Source organism: Dyadobacter sp. 3J3 (assembly GCF_009801115.1).
In the GTDB taxonomy this organism is placed as follows: Bacteria; Bacteroidota; Bacteroidia; order Cytophagales; family Spirosomataceae; genus Dyadobacter.
In genome coordinates, this window is sequence record NZ_VTOL01000001.1 from 426,775 (window position 1) to 444,897 (window position 18,123).

17 protein-coding genes are annotated in these 18,123 nt (G+C 39.0%); 7 read left to right on the forward strand and 10 right to left on the reverse strand.

Features of this window, described 5'->3' with window-relative positions:
• Nucleotides 1-66: 66 nt before the first annotated feature.
• A complete protein-coding gene (fabF, locus tag FZF08_RS01850) occupies nucleotides 67-1,329 on the reverse strand; it encodes a beta-ketoacyl-ACP synthase II (RefSeq protein WP_159466910.1) in 1,263 nt (420 codons plus the stop codon).
• Between the two features lie 338 nt (nucleotides 1,330-1,667).
• Here fabF and FZF08_RS01855 point away from each other — a divergent pair, with 338 nt between their 5' ends.
• Nucleotides 1,668-2,123 (forward strand): GNAT family N-acetyltransferase, encoded by a 456-nt coding sequence (locus FZF08_RS01855; protein WP_200837009.1) that lies wholly within the window; start codon nucleotides 1,668-1,670, stop codon nucleotides 2,121-2,123.
• A gap of 6 nt (nucleotides 2,124-2,129) precedes the next feature.
• On the opposite strand, the gene FZF08_RS01860 is transcribed toward FZF08_RS01855, so the two are convergent.
• Nucleotides 2,130-2,765, reverse strand: a complete 636-nt coding sequence (locus tag FZF08_RS01860; RefSeq protein ID WP_159466911.1) for a hypothetical protein — start codon at nucleotides 2,763-2,765, stop codon at nucleotides 2,130-2,132.
• A 44-nt stretch (nucleotides 2,766-2,809) separates the two neighbouring features.
• Nucleotides 2,810-3,394 (reverse strand): hypothetical protein, encoded by a 585-nt coding sequence (locus FZF08_RS01865; protein ID WP_159466912.1) that lies wholly within the window; start codon nucleotides 3,392-3,394, stop codon nucleotides 2,810-2,812.
• A gap of 116 nt (nucleotides 3,395-3,510) precedes the next feature.
• Here FZF08_RS01865 and FZF08_RS01870 point away from each other — a divergent pair, with 116 nt between their 5' ends.
• Both FZF08_RS01870 and FZF08_RS01875 read left to right on the forward strand, forming a co-directional pair.
• Nucleotides 3,511-3,867, forward strand: coding sequence for a DoxX family protein (locus FZF08_RS01870; protein WP_159466913.1), 357 nt, complete (start codon nucleotides 3,511-3,513; stop codon nucleotides 3,865-3,867).
• A gap of 122 nt (nucleotides 3,868-3,989) precedes the next feature.
• Complete coding sequence (locus FZF08_RS01875) at nucleotides 3,990-5,318, forward strand: DEAD/DEAH box helicase (protein WP_159466914.1); 1,329 nt, start codon at nucleotides 3,990-3,992, stop codon at nucleotides 5,316-5,318.
• Nucleotides 5,319-5,374: 56 nt separating this feature from the next.
• On the opposite strand, the gene FZF08_RS01880 is transcribed toward FZF08_RS01875, so the two are convergent.
• Nucleotides 5,375-6,925 (reverse strand): capsule assembly Wzi family protein, encoded by a 1,551-nt coding sequence (locus FZF08_RS01880; RefSeq protein WP_159466915.1) that lies wholly within the window; start codon nucleotides 6,923-6,925, stop codon nucleotides 5,375-5,377.
• A gap of 479 nt (nucleotides 6,926-7,404) precedes the next feature.
• On the opposite strand from FZF08_RS01880, the gene FZF08_RS01885 reads away from it, so the two are divergent.
• Both FZF08_RS01885 and FZF08_RS01890 read left to right on the forward strand, forming a co-directional pair.
• Entirely contained in the window at nucleotides 7,405-8,118 is a 714-nt protein-coding gene (locus FZF08_RS01885; RefSeq protein ID WP_159466916.1) for a ferritin-like domain-containing protein, read from the forward strand.
• Nucleotides 8,119-8,145: 27 nt separating this feature from the next.
• Nucleotides 8,146-8,943, forward strand: coding sequence for a ferritin-like domain-containing protein (locus FZF08_RS01890; protein WP_159466917.1), 798 nt, complete (start codon nucleotides 8,146-8,148; stop codon nucleotides 8,941-8,943).
• Between the two features lie 154 nt (nucleotides 8,944-9,097).
• On the opposite strand, the gene hemA is transcribed toward FZF08_RS01890, so the two are convergent.
• Complete coding sequence (gene hemA, locus FZF08_RS01895) at nucleotides 9,098-10,357, reverse strand: glutamyl-tRNA reductase (protein ID WP_159466918.1); 1,260 nt, start codon at nucleotides 10,355-10,357, stop codon at nucleotides 9,098-9,100.
• A gap of 278 nt (nucleotides 10,358-10,635) precedes the next feature.
• On the opposite strand from hemA, the gene FZF08_RS01900 reads away from it, so the two are divergent.
• Nucleotides 10,636-11,946, forward strand: coding sequence for a PAS domain-containing sensor histidine kinase (locus FZF08_RS01900; RefSeq protein WP_159466919.1), 1,311 nt, complete (start codon nucleotides 10,636-10,638; stop codon nucleotides 11,944-11,946).
• Nucleotides 11,947-11,952: 6 nt separating this feature from the next.
• Here the strand turns inward: FZF08_RS01900 and FZF08_RS01905 are convergent, their stop codons facing one another.
• From FZF08_RS01905 to FZF08_RS01925, 5 genes are all read right to left on the reverse strand, one after another.
• The gene (locus FZF08_RS01905) at nucleotides 11,953-14,544 is read right to left on the reverse strand and encodes a BamA/TamA family outer membrane protein (RefSeq protein WP_159466920.1); all 2,592 of its coding nucleotides are present in this window, start codon (nucleotides 14,542-14,544) and stop codon (nucleotides 11,953-11,955) included.
• 369 nt (nucleotides 14,545-14,913) lie between these two features.
• Complete coding sequence (locus FZF08_RS01910) at nucleotides 14,914-15,396, reverse strand: hypothetical protein (RefSeq protein WP_159466921.1); 483 nt, start codon at nucleotides 15,394-15,396, stop codon at nucleotides 14,914-14,916.
• Entirely contained in the window at nucleotides 15,396-15,698 is a 303-nt protein-coding gene (locus FZF08_RS01915) for a hypothetical protein (RefSeq protein WP_159466922.1), read from the reverse strand. Before FZF08_RS01915 ends, FZF08_RS01910 begins: the two co-directional genes overlap by 1 nt.
• A 216-nt stretch (nucleotides 15,699-15,914) precedes the next feature.
• Entirely contained in the window at nucleotides 15,915-16,133 is a 219-nt protein-coding gene (locus FZF08_RS01920; protein ID WP_159466923.1) for a hypothetical protein, read from the reverse strand.
• A gap of 237 nt (nucleotides 16,134-16,370) precedes the next feature.
• Nucleotides 16,371-17,471, reverse strand: a complete 1,101-nt coding sequence (locus FZF08_RS01925; protein ID WP_159466924.1) for an OmpA family protein — start codon at nucleotides 17,469-17,471, stop codon at nucleotides 16,371-16,373.
• A 212-nt stretch (nucleotides 17,472-17,683) separates the two neighbouring features.
• On the opposite strand from FZF08_RS01925, the gene FZF08_RS01930 reads away from it, so the two are divergent.
• On the forward strand, nucleotides 17,684-18,091 hold the full coding sequence (locus FZF08_RS01930) for a hypothetical protein (RefSeq protein ID WP_159466925.1): 408 nt from the start codon (nucleotides 17,684-17,686) through the stop codon (nucleotides 18,089-18,091).
• The last annotated feature ends 32 nt before the right edge of the window (nucleotides 18,092-18,123 follow it).

The window sequence follows — 18,123 nt, forward strand, 5'->3', positions numbered from 1 at the left end:
AGAAACGGATGCTTTTTTTATGGTTTTTAGAAAACCGAAATTTCTTTTTCTATCAATCCAAATACCCTATTCCTTAAACTTGGTAAAAATACTGGAAGCAATATGTCCGCCAAAACCAAGCGTATTATTCATGGCATAATTAACTATTTTGCTTTTTGCTTTACCCAACGTAAGGTCAAGTCTCCCCTCAAATTCAGGTTCCAGTTTCTGCGTATTAATGGTTGGTGGAATGAGGTCATTTTCAACTGCTTTGATACATGCAATGGCTTCAATAGCACCAGCCGCACCAAGCAAATGGCCTGTCATGGATTTTGTAGCACTGATACTAAGATTTGTATCTAACCCGAATATAGTTTTAATAGAATGCAACTCACTGATATCTCCTACCGAAGACGCCGTTCCGTGCACATTGAGATAATCAATTTCCGAAGCAGAAATCCCTGCCTCTTCCAAAGAAAGCAACATGGCCGATGTAGTTCCAGCTCCTTGGGGATGAGTGCTTGTGAGGTGATATGCGTCAGCGCTCATTCCTCCACCAACAATTTCCGCAATGATATTAGCTCCGCGATTTACAGCATGTTCATAACTTTCAAGGATTAAAGCACCGGCACCCTCCCCCATCACAAATCCGTCGCGATCGGGATCAAATGGTTTGCAGGCTGTTTTCGCATTTTCATTGTTGGTCGAAAGTGCTTTGGTTGCATTAAAGCCCCCAATTGAAACTTCATAAATTGAAGCTTCGGATCCGCCTGTAATAATCATATCGGCCTTTCCCCACTGAATAAAATTAAACGCGTCAATGATCGCAGTATTTGCACTCGCACAGGCAGAAACAGACGTAAAATTCACCCCCCGCAGACCATATTTAATTGAAATAACACCAGAAGCGATGTCAACAATCATTTTGGGATAAAAATAAGGATTGAAGCGAGGGATTCCATTTCCGGTCGCATATTCAGAAACCGCATCCTGGAAAGTCGAAGTTCCACCGTTTGCACTTCCCCAGATAACACCAATACGGTTTTTATTAAGCTTTTCAAAATCAACATCCGCATTTTTCAAAGCTTCCGCTACCGAAACTAATGCGTATTGCGTGAAAGGATCGTATTTTCTTGCGTCGTTTCTATCAAAAAAATCCTGCGGATTAAAACCTTTAATTTCGCAGGCGAATTTTGTTTTGAAATTTGTAGTGTCAAATTTTGTTATTTCTGCTGCACCGCTTACACCATTCACCAATGCATTCCAGAAGTCATTTATATTATTTCCCAGCGGTGTCAAAGCGCCAAGTCCGGTAACTACAACCCGGTTTAATTGTCCGACAAGTTTCATTTATACTAAAATTAAAAACATTTCATGATGGGGGTTCCATAACGCTGATGCTACCATAATCCAAGAATACAAGCTTATACGCGGGTTAATTGTTCCAACAATATATTTAAAATATTGTTTTCAATGTTTTTCCGGCTTATTTATGTCTTATCAAATGATCATTTCTTGGCTCTAAATATCACTACAAATCTAATTCAAATAATGTGAACGAAAGAGAAACAAAACGGCTTTATTTGGCAAGATTAATAATTAGTAACATTAGGTATAGTTTTATAACACAAAATAGAATCTCCTGAAAACGAGGAATAAATAACCTGCATCAGTCTAAATTGAAGAAATTGAAAAACAGCAAACAAGAAATATTTTGGACAATCCGTGATTACACCCCGGAACATAGAGAACAACTGCGTCACATCTATCTCGAATCCCGTAAACTCGCGTTTCCGTGGGTCGATGCTGATAGTTTAAAACTTGAAGATTTTGACTCCTCAATTCAGGAAGAAGAGGTTTTGGTTGCCGTTGAAGATGATGTACCGATTGGATTTATTGCCTGGTGGCTGCCGGATAATTTCATTCATTCCTTATTTATCGATCCTAAATTTGTTGGCAAAGGAATAGGAAAATCACTTCTGGATGCCTGTTTGGAAAGAACAGGCCGACCAGCAACTTTAAAATGTTTGCAGGCCAATAAAAATGCGTTGGAATTTTACTTTTCTCAGGGTTGGGAAATTATTTCTGATGGTGAATCACCGGATGGGGATTTTTATTTATTGGGGATTGATTACAAATCATGAAAAAAATCACGGTACATTAATTCCCTTTAAAAATAGTCCGCTATATGCTGTATTATTACCGGCAAAATCAGGCATCCCATCAACGACATGATTTAAATTCAAGCTTGAAAATTTGTTCCGGATCAGCTCTCTATCCTCCATATATCGGTTAGAAACGATGAAGTAGGCTTCCGTTGGTACTTTGAGTCCTCCCTGATCTGTTATCCTTCTGAATATTCCGAAATAGTCACCTAAATAATTGATATCACCTTCGAATATTGTAAAAGGAATGGAAAAATTCGCTCTGGATGTATAAGTACTCGTTGCCGTAGCGCCGTTAAAAATCATACCCCATCCATAAATTTTATATTCTCCTTTTGGCAAAAGTTTGGCACCGTAATAAATTCTCATCTCCTTATTTTTGATATCCGGAACTTCTGATGTATGAAAAAATAATTTTTCCCTTTTCCGACTTTCTATATGAAAAATATCAAGATAATATTCCCCATAAGATTGTCTTGGCACTGAAAAGGAAAACAGAACAATGCCGCTTGTTGTATCCGATTTGTCAAGGGTTAATTTTGAAGGTATCTGGCATTTACCTGAGATAGCCGTTAAAAATAAGATAAAAAGGAACGAAAAATAAAAAAGAGAAGATTTCAAGAACATACTTTATAAAGAGGAAATTGTATTTAATAAACTGACTATCAGTCATCTTTTTTCTTTTTCTTTGGTTTACATTCCTTGCAAAATTCAGCCAAAGCGTCGATTTCAGCCCGAATCTTTTCGTGTTGTTCCTTTAATCGGAGATCTGCAAGGCCAGCATTTGTATCAAGGCTAAGCTGAGAATTTCTAGCGACCATTTCAGTCTGTATCTGCTCGTATAGTTTTTGGTAAAAGTTCGGATCCGAAAATGCATTTTTCTTTTCAAACATTAGCTGCCTAAACTTTCGGGCAAATAATTCAGAAAGATCAAATTCCGCTCGGGCAAAATTCAACAGCTTATTACGTGTAATGGTATCAGCAGCAATAATATAAGATGCATTTTTCGTAAAAGTCGTATTAACTTTTGAATTAAAATTCTTGGTGAACATAAACTGATAACCATTCATTTGATACCCAAAACCCACAGAACAGGCGGCATATACAGAAATATTACCGCCACCAATATGCCTTGAAGCCTGAAAATCGCTATCTTGTAATTGATATTCAGAATTCCATTCTATAACATTTTGACTTGTTGCAAAGGTAATTGAAAGAAGGTATGCGAAGAGGTATACAATTATTTTCATCAAAATTGAGGGTGAGTAGTAACCGGGATTAACAAGTTTCAAAGATATCTAAACCATATCATAAATTCGAATCAGTTCTAAATTTAATCCTATAACTTTTATAAAATAAGCCGGTCATGAAATACTTCTTCCTCTACCTCATGTCTGCGTTTTTTATTTTTGCAGGAATTTCCCATTTTACAACACCAAAAATGTTTGTTGGCATTGTGCCAAAATTTCTCCCCTATCCGCTGGAATTGGTACATATCAGCGGAGTTTGTGAAATTCTATTTGCTATATTACTTGCAATTCCAACCACCAGACACATTGGAGCCTGGTTGCTGATTTTGTTGTTAATCGCCGTTTTCCCCGCCAATATTCAGATGGCCATCACTTTTTACCAAGAACATAATCCATATCTCTGGGTTACTATACTGCGTTTGCCTTTACAATTTGCGTTAATCTGGTGGGCCTGGATTTATACAAAAATGTAAAATAAGGAATTTATTAAAAATGCTAATTTATTCTCTACCAGGGATTAAATTAGCAAATACGAATAAAAGCTGTCATATCCGCCAGATTAGAATTACCTTTGCGGATTATTTAGGATTGTGATATGACTTTTGAAGAATTAAATCTCACCAGGCCGCTACTGAACGCATTAGAGGATCTTGGTTATACAACCCCAACAACCATTCAGGAAAAAGTTTTTTCTGTGATGATGTCAGGTAAAGATGTGTGCGGCATTGCCCAGACAGGAACAGGAAAAACCTTTGCTTATTTATTACCGACACTTCGTCAGATACAGTTTTCAAAAGACCGGTTACCACAGCTTCTTATCATCGTTCCAACACGTGAACTTGTGGTTCAGGTGGTTGAAGAGGTAAAAAAACTGGCTGCTTACATGACCTTGACAGCGGTTGGCGTTTATGGCGGAGGAAATATAAAGGTGCAGATGGCCGAGTTGAAAAACGGAGCGGATGTTGTAGTAGCAACACCGGGACGTTTGGTCGATCTGGCTATGAATGGCTCTCTGAAGACAAAAAATATAAAGAAACTGGTTATTGATGAAGTGGATGAAATGCTGAATCTTGGCTTTCGTACACAGCTTAAAAATATTCTGGACCTACTTCCTCAAAAAAGACAAAATCTATTATTTTCCGCAACTTTGATTCCGGAAGTAGAAGTTTTGATGCAGACTTATTTCAATAATCCTGTCCGCATAGAAGCGGCTCCGGTTGGAACGCCTTTGGAAAATATTGAGCAAATGGCTTACGACGTTCCCAATTTTTACACCAAAGTAAATTTGCTGGAATTGCTTTTAAGTGAAAACGAGGATATGTCCAAAGTACTGGTTTTTGCCGCTACCAAACATTTGGCAGATCAGTTGTTCAGTCAACTTGAAAGAAAATTCCCTGAAAAAATTGGTGTAATACATTCTAACAAAGAGCAAAATCACCGTTTCAATAGCGTAAAACAATTTCACGAAGGAAATTACCGGCTATTGATCGCGACCGATATTATTGCCCGAGGATTGGATGTGGCCGAGGTTTCCCACGTTTTCAATTTTGATGTTCCCGAGGTCCCTGAAAATTATATTCACAGAATAGGAAGAACAGGCCGTGCCGACAAAAAAGGGATTGCAATCTCTTTTGTCACTGAAAAAGAAAAAGAGTTTCAGGAAGGTATCGAGGCTTTGATGAATTATCCAATCCCGATGTTACCGTTGCCGGAAAATCTGAAAATATCAGATGTTCTTACGGAAAATGAAAAACCTCATATTTATATGAAATCGGTTGATATCAAACTTCCTAAAAAGGGAACAGTTGGTGCTGCTTTTCATGAGAAAATAGATAAGAACAAAAAAGTAAATGTCCGGCGAGATCATGCGGCAGAAAAAATGCAGAAATACGGACGGCCAATAAAAAGAGCCGCGAAGAAATAAAATAGAAACGGTGGCTGAAATTCGGCCACCGTTTCTATTTTATTTAATATCAAAATCTATCTCCATTTACCCCAGGCCGTGGATCTGAAACCAATATAACCTGCCAGAGATGACGGTAATAAATCTCCCTGATCAAAGGCAAGTTTTGTTACCAGCCTTGTATTTCCCCATTTGAAGATCGGCGCATCCACCATTAACAAATATGAAAATTGCTTTGCCGTAGGATTAAATGGTCTGTTATTTGTTCCGAAATTTGAACTATAAGATAGTTTAGTTTTCCATTGAATGGTTCTTGCAGCAGTACCTTCCAGTCCGACGTGGTAAACAACAATCCGGTTGTCAGGAAAAAACTCACCCCAATATTTTTGTTTGATCTCACTGTTTGGCTGAATAAAAGGCGTTCCCATACCTTTTCCAAAATATGACCAACCTTCTTTGTATTGTGCGTGATCAAAATAATTATCATTGCCTTTGAAATGCGTATTTGTCAAATCAAATCCCGCGCCGGACTGATCCTTGCTAAAAAGATATTCAAGCAAAACGCCTTTCACCTGTATAAAGTTTTTCGATACAGGATTTCTCTTCCAACTTAACCCATACAATCCGTCTGGAATATTTTGCAACTGCAATCCGGATCCATCTTCAAAAGGGTGATTATGATAGAGAAGTAACTTTGAAGTTTTCAGTTGATATTCAAAAGCAAGATCGTATTGCCCCACATGATTCCCCACCCGGTTTTCTCCATCAAAATTTGTAAAACGCTTATTTTGATATGCTTTTGGAATTTTACCGATAACAACGCCCCATAAAAAGTCGCCAAAATTATCAGTTAGTTGTCCGTTAACCGCCAGTGGACTGCTCTTTAAATAATCGGCGTGACCTCCCCAGGTTACGCTGTGGACAACGCCGACCTGCATGTTAAATTTACTACCGGGTTTTCCAAACTTTCCATGAAGCGTTTTCTGATGAAGATAAGCCCCCTGTATATAAGGCACATTAAACCATCCGTGAGAAAAAAAACCTTTTATCGATACGTAATTGTTAAGAAATTTCAAAGGAACATAATCCGGGAAACCCAGCTGAATTTTAGGGACCGGCATTGCATTTCCTGACCAGGTAAAAGAGCCAGTACTTAATGTGGTATCTACAATTCCTAAAATCTGTTTTCTTCTTCCACCCCAGAATTCCAGCTTTTTCCACCTTACTTTAATATACGCTTCGGGAAGCAAAACTTTTTCATTTCCCCGCCCAAGATTAAAAACTGCTTCCGCCCCTGCACCCCAACGGATTTGGGCATGTCTTGATTTTTTGATCGTGTCAGCATAAATCCGGGATTCATAAGTCAGCCCAACTCGCCCTGTTAAAGAAGGCATTGTCAGTGGAACTGTACCAAACTGATTCGACCGAAGCCAGAATGGTGCAGTTGAACTGGTACCTATATAACTTCCCAACTCTGATGACGGACTCCAATGCTGCGTTTGCGCCCTGGCACTAATACAGACATTTAACGATATGAAGACCAGAAAATATCTGGTAAGGCTGCAAGTGATTCGAAACGTTTTTAAAGCGCCTGACATACGCTGACTTACTCTTTTTTGAGCGTACATGCACGCCATATTGGTTGGAGGTAAAGATGTATTAATATAATGCTTGCCGGATTTTTTAGTAATGTTTTAAACATACGACGGAAATATAAAATCCGATGTTAAGCCCATGGCAAATTACTTAAAAGTAAGCTATAAAGTTTGGTCATCAATGTTAAGGTTACTTTAAATGGTCAGCTCCAACTTTATACAAAAGTCTCGTGCTGAGGTATCGTAAAAAATAAAATTATATCTTTTTACAATATTTTTTATGGTCCCAAAATATCTTTTTAAAATTTTCAATTTTTTACATTCTAATTATAATCCAATCAAAACAAACATTTATTTGAATAAATAATGTAGAAATACAATATCACGTTTTGCCAATTCAACCCTTCGCCAAATATTTTTTATACTGTTTAATCTATTTTGAACATGCCGTCGTAAGTCTTCTAAAATTCAACCTTTTACAACAAACGAGAGTTTTACAGACTTACAAGACTATGAAAAAAACCTTATTAGACACTTCAGTTTCCGAAGATAAGCAAATGCTATCGATGGTGAACAGACGCTACTTCCTAAGATCAGCCGGTGTTGCAGCCGCAACAGGAGCTTTTATCTTAGGTGCATGTACTGACCATGATATTCAGGGTGACCAAACAGTTGATTTAGGATCAGGTGATATTGGTATCCTTAACTATGCTTATGCATTGGAGCAATTGGAAGCAGCGTTCTACACACAGGTAATGATGACTCCTTACGCAGGAATGAGTGCTGAGGAAAAAATGATCCTTACGGATATTCGTGATCACGAAATTATTCACAGACAATTCTTCAAAGCTGCTTTAGGCGGAGCTGCAATTAAAGGTTTAACTCCAAATTTCTCTTCTATCAATTTCAGTGATCGTGCAAGCGTATTGGGTGCTGCCAAATTGTTTGAAGATACAGGGGTTCAGGCTTATAATGGTGCTGGTAAATTGATTATGAGCGCTGATTACTTGCTTCTTGCAGGAAAAATTGTTTCTGTTGAAGCACGTCACGCTTCTATAATTCGTGACTTGTTGATGCCAAACACAATGTCTTTTGCTGGTGACGATGTACTTGTCTCAATCATGGGATTTGGTGGATTTGATGCTGCGGTTCCTCCGAGTGTTATCCTTCCGGCTGTTCAGCCTTTTGTAATGGACAAAATCAGTGGTGCAAACCTGCCATCTTAATCATCAACATTCTAATATCACGAAGACATGAATATTTTTAATATAATTGACAGTTTCCAAAAATTTGACGGCGATGCAGTTGGCCGTTTAGAGCATGCGTCTCGTCGTATGTTTATGAACCGTATTGGCAGCAAACTGGCAGCAGCTGCTGTTCCTGTTGCTTTTGGTAGTATTGTGAACAAAGCTTTTGGTGCTACACCAAGTGCTACTGATGTTCTTAATTACGCACTTACGCTGGAATATCTTGAAAATGAGTTCTATATGATCGGTAACGGTACTTCCGGACTGATCAAATCAGAATATGCTCCGGTATTCGCACAAATCGGAAAACATGAAAAGGCACACGTTGACTTTCTTGTAGCTGCCCTTGGTGCACAGGCTGTTGCAAAACCAACTTTTGATTTCCCTGCTGTTTTCCCAACAGTTTTCACTGATTTCGCAACGTTTGTTACGGTTTCAAAAGCTTTGGAAGACACTGGAGTTCGTGCTTACAAAGGACAGGCTGGTAATCTTATCACATCAAAACCTTTGTTGGAGTATGCACTTCAAATACATTCAGTTGAAGCACGTCATGCTGCAATTGCAAGAAGAATTCTAGGAAAAATTTCTGGCGATTCAACAATTAAAGGTTGGATTTCAAATGATGCCGGTGTTCCTGCTGCGGTTTATGCAGGTGAAGGAAATGTTGTTCAGGGTACTTTAAATGTTCCTGGTATTGCTGGTTTGGAAGGTATATCTTTCACTGCCATCACAGAATCATTCGACGAGCCTTTGACTATGGAAGAAGTTCTTAAAATTGCTGGTCCTTTCATCAAAGCGATGTAATCAGTAATTAATAACAATATTGTGGAGGGTAAGGTAATGCATAGAACGGGTCGCAAAAGCGGCCCGTTCTTTATTGTTTTTAATCCAAAAAAATAACCCTGAATTCCTTGCGGTTATCAGGGTTTTATAACTCCATAGTGAATAATATTCCTTGTCAGTGCGTTTCGCTTTGCTTTTCAAGATTGAAAAGATCATTCAAAACATCAATCAGCGTTTCCGCTTCCCCGCGTTTGCAGGCCGCTTTTAGTTGTAAAACAGGCAGTTTAAGAATTTTCTGCATCATGCTCGTCGTAATACGTTCCACTTTTTCAAGTTCAGAATCGCTCAGGTTTTTAGTGAACCGTGTCAATTCTTCTTTCCGTATTTGTTCCAAAGCACCTTTCAGTTTCTGAATTGTCGGTGACACGATCATTTCTTTTGACCAGTCATTAAATTCAAGCACTGCTTCGCCAATAATTTCTCTCACTTGCGGAACAGATTCCAGACGGCGGGTAAGTGCCTCATCCGCTCTTGAACGAATGGAATCAATTGAGTAAAGCATAACGCCCGGAATCTCCTCCACTTCCGGAGACACGCTGCGTGGAACAGAAAGATCGATAAAATACTTGAAAGACATGCCTCGCAAGCGAACCATCATTTCCTTTGTAAAGAACGCCTCATCACGTGCAATGGACGAGACGATTATATCAGCTTGGGCAATTTCGTGTTCAATATTTTCAAAATCGGCAACTTTGAATCCTAATTCCTGAGCCAAAGCTTCTGCTTTACTTGCGGTACGGTTTACCAAAGTCACATCCGAACCCGTTTTTTGTGCAAGATTACGGCAAACGTCCGTTCCGATTTCTCCCAGACCCACAACCAGAATTTTAGGATTTGGCATTAAACCATCCAGCAATTCCACAGCAGCATAAGAAACAGAAGCTGCTCCGTCCCGGAAAAATGTTTCCTGGGCTACACGTTTGTTGGCAAAAAAGATCGTATGTAAAAGCCTGTGTAAAAATGGGCCCGCCATGTTCAAATCCGCAGTCCATTGGTAAGCATGCTTGATCTGATTAGGGATTTGCATATCCCCAACCACTTGTGAATGAAGGCCTGTAGCGACCTCAAACAAATGCTGAACAGCGGTCTCCCCCTCTCCAAAACGATCAAAATAATCCAGAAAAGGTTGTACATCAGAAACTCCTTTCTCAATTAAAAGAAGCTTGATAATCTCTTCATTCAGATCTTCGGCGGAAGAATAATATATTTCTGTACGATTGCAGGTAGAAACGACAAGTACATCGGAAACTTCAAAGAAATCCTTCAAACGAAGCATTATTCCCTTAGCTCCTTCCTCTGAAAGCGCAAGTTGCTCTCTGATGGAAAGTGGGGCATTCCGATGTGATAAACTTATTGATTTGAAATGATTATACATCACTAGGTCTAATTCGATTTACAAAAATACAGCACAAAATTTAGAATAGGAACCGTAAGCAAAGCACACATGTTTATTTAGAAAACATATAAATAAAACTTTGGTTTATATTGTAAATTTCCACTATAATCCGAGGTGTTTAAATGACATTCGTCATCTTTATTCCTGACCTCACAACAAACGAAATTGAAAGGAAAATCCACTTAGCACAATTATTTTACGTTATTTGTAAACCTTATTATTTCAACAGGTAAATTTTGTTAAGTGTCTGAATATAAATGATTGCAGAAACACCTAAAAACAAACCCCGTTTCCGATTACATCCGGTTGCGCTTCTAAACAGTGATCGGCTCCGTCGTTCCCTGGTTGAAACCTATGAGAAAAAAGGCAACATAAAATATGCAATAGGCATAGTGCTTCTGGGCCTTAGCATCGTATCACTATTTTATACAAACGATCTGGTAGACAAGCTTGAAGAACGGGAAGAACGGGAAGTGCGATTGTATGGCGAAGGGTTAAGATATATCATCAATAGCCCTGACGATGAAAACTTTAACGTAATTATGAGTGTCATCCAGGATGCTGTATATTTTTATCAGATACCGGCGATCTATGTAGACGAAAATAACTTCCCAAATCCCAACAAAAATATTCCCTTTTCAAAAAATGCTTCGCTCCGCGAAAAAGAACGTATTATTCAGGCGCAGCTCATTAAGATGAAAAAGGAACATCCTCCTATTCCTGTTCAGGTAGGTGAAGGGAAAGTAGGTTACATTTATTACAGTAATTCATTTTTGTTGACCCAGCTTCGGTATTATCCATTTATTCAGCTTTCGGTTATGCTATTGATTGGCTATCTGGCTTATCTTGCATTCAGCGCGGCCAGGAAAGCAGAGCAAAACCGGGTTTGGGTTGGTTTGGCAAAAGAAACAGCCCATCAATTGGGTACACCGTTGTCGTCGCTGATGGCGTGGGTAGAATATTTCCGTAGTGATCCTAACATTGATTCATCCATAGCCGACGAAATTGAAAAGGATGTGGTGCGCCTGGAAATGATCACAACCCGTTTTTCAAATATTGGTTCGGTTCCTACTTTGAAACAGGAATCTGTTTCCATCATTGTAACAAGTTTCATTACATACCTGCAAAAACGCGTTTCCTCAAAAGTACATTTCCATATCCATGATCAGCTGGCCGAGGGACAAACTGCACTTTTGAATAAAAATCTCTTTGAATGGGTCGTGGAAAATATATGTAAAAATGCAGTGGACGCTATGGCCGGGATTGGTGAAATCCATGTTACACTGCAAGCTCCGCCGCAAAGCAAGGAAATCCTTATTGATATTGCAGATAATGGAAAAGGAATGACGAAAGCTAATGCTAATAAAATTTTTAATCCCGGTTTCAGTACAAAAAAACGGGGCTGGGGTTTAGGGCTTACGCTCGCCAAACGTATCATTGAAGATTACCACGGCGGTAAATTATTTGTAAAAAGCTCCGAAATTGGCAAGGGAACCACTTTTAGAATAATGATCCCTGCCAAAGTAATGGAAGAAATGGCCGCTCAGAATCAGGATATTGAGAGTTGAAATAAATTAAAAACTAAATCCGATTGAAATGTAAGGAAGGGATCCCTCTTTGGAAAAACCCATCACAAACTGGATCAAAAGCAGTTCTGCCGGAATGACGTACAATCCGCCACCATAGCCATCATGCCATTTCTTTGACGATTGATCCGGCTCCCAAACTCTTCCAACATCATTAAAACCAATAATTCCTAATGTTCCGGGAACGATATACGATGTAAAATGCAGTACATCCAGTCTCAGATCAAGATTGTGATACATCATTGTTTTTCCTGTGAAACGATTGGTGTGATATCCACGAAGACTTCGAACACCGCCCAATTGCATTTTCTGAAAAAAAGCAGGATCTCCCACTGTTGTCCCGCCGCCCAGACGATTTGCCATCACAAAATTAGAATTTTTACTACTCAAATAATACCGGATTTCTGTCGCTAGTTTACCATAGGATTGCGAAAAACCATTCAGTTTTTCCTTCGCCGAAAAAGTTGTATTCCAGTAAAGACCTTTTGAAGGCATAGAAATATTATCACGGGTATCATAAGTCCAGCCAGCTAGCAAACCTGCGTGAACACGATCCTGAAAAACCTGATATTGAGGATTTGATTCATTAAAATCAAACAGGAAACGCGTTAAATTGTTATCCTGTTTGCTGGTGTAATATTCCGTAGAAACTCCGCCAAAGAGTGTCAGATTTTCCCTTATTTTTCTTTTTAGTTTAAAATCGACCGTCAGATAATCGTAGCGATTTCGATAATAGGGCATCTTCCTGTTTCCGTTGTTAGGAAATTTTGTATTGTTCCCGATACCAAAAAAGTTGCTTAAATTATTCGGGCCCAGTAAATGTGCATCGATTTCAAGATCGTTTAACCCGATTGCCTTTTTAAAATCTCCGACATAATCCAGAATGAAAGATTTCCGTCCGGTAGAGTAATTTGCCCAGAACTCATTTTTAAAAGCATAAGGCACTTTTCGGAATCCCTGTTTTTCAAAAATCAACCCTGCACCTACTTGAATTCCCTGATCGATATTGTAATTAATACGAAAAAGAGGGCCGAATCTGTCGAAAAGAAAACTTCTTTTATTGTATTGATTTACCGCAGTATCGGTCGACAGCCTTAATCTTGCAAGCGAGGGAGGCGGCAACTTATTCTCCTGATCCGACCGGTCATAGACATAAAGTTTATGTTTGTTTTTCAGGTTTTCGTCAATTTCAAATTTGTCGATATCATCCCCTCCAACCATACGAACTTTGATTGGAGATTTTGTGGTACCATTGACAGAAAAAACATCTTCACCACCAAAACCATACAGCCTGATTTCTTTGGTGACGGTATGATCAAATTTCCGGTGATAAATCTTCCTGCCGTTTGTTCCGTCTTTTTTGATATTGAAAATCGTCAGATCGATATCTCCTTTTTTCGTATGGAGAATGTCAAAATATTCCTTTTTATCAGAGGCCGGAATTTCTACAAATCCAGCTAAAAATCGAAAATATTCGAGTGCATAAACAGGCAGATTTTCCACACGGCCTTTTAAGGATTTCGTAAGCTCCGCCGTACTTGGATCAGCATAAACGCTATCCGGCAAAAATTTCATTGTGCTATCAATAAGCTCAGAAGTCAATCTGTCCTGAATATATTTTATTTCTTCTTTCCAGTCGTCCTCATCCAGCTGATTCAGGAAATAACGATCCAGATATCGGGCATTGAAATTATATCCTTTTACATCCCTTATTGTAGCGCTGTAAGGCTGAAGATTGGATTTCAGCCACTGATGCGACAAAAACCAGGGCAAAAGTCCGGAAGTTTTATAAAAAACTTTGTCCCTGTCTCTTGGAATAGGCCTGTAAATGGTTTCACCTTTGGATTTTTCAGGTAGCCATCGCCAGTTATCTTCATGCCTGTCCCAGTCGCCGATGACCATATCCAGTAGTCGCGCACGAAGTGTCAGTTTTTCGTCAAAGTTTGTATCATTATTATTCTGGACTTTTCGTTGTGCCTTGTCCGTCGCGTCCGTTTTTTCGGTTTCAAAAGGATTTCTTTCTTCAAATAAATAAGCCGCATTGGCAAAGTCCTTCTGGTATTCTCCCAATCCAGGATCGTTTTCAACATAAACAATTTCGGGATTGGAGTGCAATAAGCCTAGCGCCCCGGCCAGAGAAGGCGCAACCAAAGCGCCGAAAGGATGGCCGGTAGAAACCTGATCCTGAACAATATCCTTCGCGATTGTCGGTTTAAGATTTTCAGCCAATCCACGTTCCGGATATTTTTGAATGGTTCGTAAAACCCATTCTTTACCAGAAGCATCTTTCAAACGCAGCGAACGTGTTTGCATGCCTCCACCCAATTTCACGATCGTCAGACCACCCCGTTCTTTTGAAAAATCCAGAATCCGCATCGGAACCGGCATAGCCCATAGTTTCCGGTGATTTTCACCCAGAAAAAACCGGTGTGATTTACCAACTGCATTATACTCCGGCGCAATGGCGATTTTTATGCTGTCGCCAGATGCCGATTTTTGGGCATAGGAAATATTGACAAATAAAACTGTCAGAAAAAAGGAGAATAACGAATTATATATTTTGGTAAAATTTCCCTGCATAAACATTGCGACCGAAAAAGATCTTAAATATACGGGAGTTTATGGGTTTTGGGGGGTTGAGAGATGAAAAAATGTGGATTGGGATTGAAGTAATATCAACTGCAGGTTGGGAACCATTGCATCGTAAAGGCTCATTCGAAGCTTACCCCGAGAGCAAATCAGGGTGAGCATCGAATGAGTTTTAATGTCTCTTAGAAAGGACTAGCAAGGAACCGACCACTGATTTTTTACCATTTTTAATGATAGTTATCGAAATAAATATTCGTTTCTCCGTACTTTAAACACCATAACTTTTTGTAAATTATTCAAAAATACAAAGTCAAAAAACTAATAATAACCAAGTTAAAAACAAGAGACCAGCTAATACGATCAGATCCGTTGCAATTCAAACTTAACATCCTCCATTAACAACACTCTTTCAGTGTTAGAATTCTCATCATAAATTAAAACGTACTTAAAGTCCGGGCTAAGTACATAATATCCGTCGTAAAATCCGACAATTTTTTCAAAAATGGCTTCCCTTAACTTAACATTCTCATTATTTAAAAAATCAAAAAGAGTCTCGCCAACAATTGGTTTTATTTTCACTTTATAGTTTGGCAAAGCCAAGGGATATGTTATTCTGCTACTGGCTCCATTAATGTCAGCACCATCGCCATAAACTTCAACATATTCGTTTAAGTTGACAACTTGTCGTTCAACTAGTAATTCCCAATTGGCTTGCAGCCAATCATTAAGTAATTCATCATCTAAATCATCAGAACTAATCAGTAATTTAGAAGCCATCTCCCAACTAGAGTTTAAAAATTCAGCGAAGAATCTGATAGCCTTATCAATTGTAGTTTCCAACATTACTTAAATATTTTTAGTAGAAAATCAAGTTCATCTTGTGTAGGTGCTCGCTTAAAACCTCTAGAACCAGGAATAAAATCCTCAAATTTCACTTTTTGCAATGTTCCAGCAGGTGCATTAGGGTGAGAATTGGGTATCCATTCTTTTACGCGAGCAGCATTTATAACCATTTTACTACCATCCTTAAATAGTATTTCAGCGGCGTTACCGTTTTTTCCTACCCTAGTAACCGTTTGTGTTATTTCCTTCCCCGTGAAATTTAAACTATTATTTACAACCTTTTTACCCCCATCAACCAGCACCCTTGCATTGCTACCCTCAGCAACAACTTCACCACTACTTGCTAGGGTAAGATCTCCTCCTCCAACATTTGCCCATCGATACCCCCAAGGAGCTTTTCCTGCCGCCTGCGCTGCCTGATTATAAATTTGCTCTCCTAAGGCACCTGTGCCAGAAACAGCAAGACCTGAATTAGCTTTATTCCGTGGTCCGTGTCCTCACCTAGAGTATATACACATCTAAGTATTTTCCTTTACAAGTATAAAACCCTGAACCCTTTCATCAAATCTTTGCAAACCTATCAGAAAGTCGGTGGGTCCGGCAGGTCTTTTACTTTGATAACCACTCCATTCTGCTAACCTTGCTATCACCCGGCAAGCAAATGCAAGAGTGCTTTGAGAGTAAGGATTTTGAAGTTTTTCCGTATTTCCCTCCAACTGTCTGTTTACTAAAACCATACATTTCCGTTCAGTCTCATTAAAAGTAGCAAACATGAGTTGCTATTCCATGGCCTTTGTCTTCACAGAACTTTTCGTGAGTTAATAACCTTTACCCGGATTTTAAAGTATCAATATATTATTTTCTAAAAATTTGAAATAGGTTATTTTGTTGCTCGTTAGATCTGTGAAGACACAGACCACGGATTAAAACAAACCAACTACCTAGTATTCAAACAACACAAAAGACTACTACCTTCATTGTTTCACAAACTCAACCCTTCTGTTTTGAAGCTTACCCTCTTCGGTCTTGTTGTCTTCAACGGGCTCTTTTTCTCCCTTGCCATCTGTGAGTAATCGCCCGGGTTCAATACCCAGGGATACCATTTTAACTTTCACGGCGGAGGCTCTCTTTTTGCTGAGTAATAAGTTGGCTGCATCTTCTCCGTCACTGTCGGTATGTCCAATTATTTTCAGTTTCAATGCGGTGGACTCCTTCATGGCATCTACAAACTGCTGAATTACATCACTGCTTTCCGGTGTGAGTTTGTCACTATTTGATGCAAACGTAATGGCATTCGTACTCACACTCCCCTTTTCCATCAGGTCTTTGACAATCTGGCTTCTACGGTCTGTTCCGGCCTCGGCAATGACCAAATTACTGATATAGAAATAGTTTAATTTACTTTCTTTGGCTCCATGAATAGAAGGACAAAAGAAAAAAGCTTTCCGAAATAGTGGGTTGAAGGCAGTAGGCATATCCACCAGTTTAACACCGTCCGCATAAAATCTAATTCTGGTATTATTTACAGCAATGGCAACCTTGGTAACCTTATTTAATGCAATTTTGTAATCAACCTTTTGCAGGCCTGGTTGACTTGTATTGGCATTTTTAGTTCCGAATTTCAAACCTTCGTTAATCCCGTTGGCAAAAGAATGGAATGAAAATACAACGCCGTCTTTTAAAGACAGCATATAACTAATCGGAAACGGTTTAATGCCAAAACCCACACTCGCCATACGTATGGGCACATCGTCCGGAACAATTAAATCATATTCAATAGTAAAATGTTCAGGCAGATCCTTGGTAAGTTGCGGGCTAACGACTGCGCCATCACTTATTTTTAGAAATTTATTCTCGAAACCTTTCAGTTTTTTCACCTCTCCCGCTTTGGTACTGTTCCATTTGGCAGGAAAATCTCCCAGTGCATCTTTTTCAAAATTATCACTAAAAATGATCCGGGTTCCAGCCAGAAAGCCGTCTTCGGTTTCTTTTGTTTCTTCTAGTGAGCCTTGTTTTTGAGCAAAGGCCAGTTGCGCTGTTAAGATAATGCAGACAAATAATTTGATTTTTAGCATTGGAGAAGATTTTAAGGGTGAGCGTGTTTAATATCAAAGTTAAATCGATTTATAAAATTGTTTTTAAAAATTTTCACAACTTCATATATCCGGAGAAAACAGCTTTTTAGCCTAAGTACATTTTTATTTCCTATGTAAAATAAAAAAAGCAAATGAATCGGTTCTCAATACTTTGCCGTATATATGCATAACGTTTATGTTGGTTTAGCATTATGGCTCAGCGCCTGCTCACTTCTTTGGTTTTGCTTATCTACTTATGGATGGCAGGTATGGGCTGCATCAGCAGGCCGGAAGAGGTGCCGTATATGATGGTCGTCGAAAAAAGCTACACTGAAAATAATCGTTTCGAAGAACGCAGGTACATGCGCATGGATGGCCTGGAAGTATTAATGGCCGAAGTGATGGATACTCATTATAACAATTCAACGGATCAAGGTGGCCATATTGATATTTCGTTAACCAGTGCGATAGACTGTCATTTTGCCTCAGAATGCCTGCGGATAAATATTCCCCCAACTTTCAATAGTACAAGTAATAGTTACGCGCAGTTTAATAAAATTCCAATCTCAGGAATTCCATTCGCCATTTTTGCTCCCCCAAGACACGCAACTACCGTCTGATTTTTCAATCTTCTTTCTCATTTTTTGAAAGA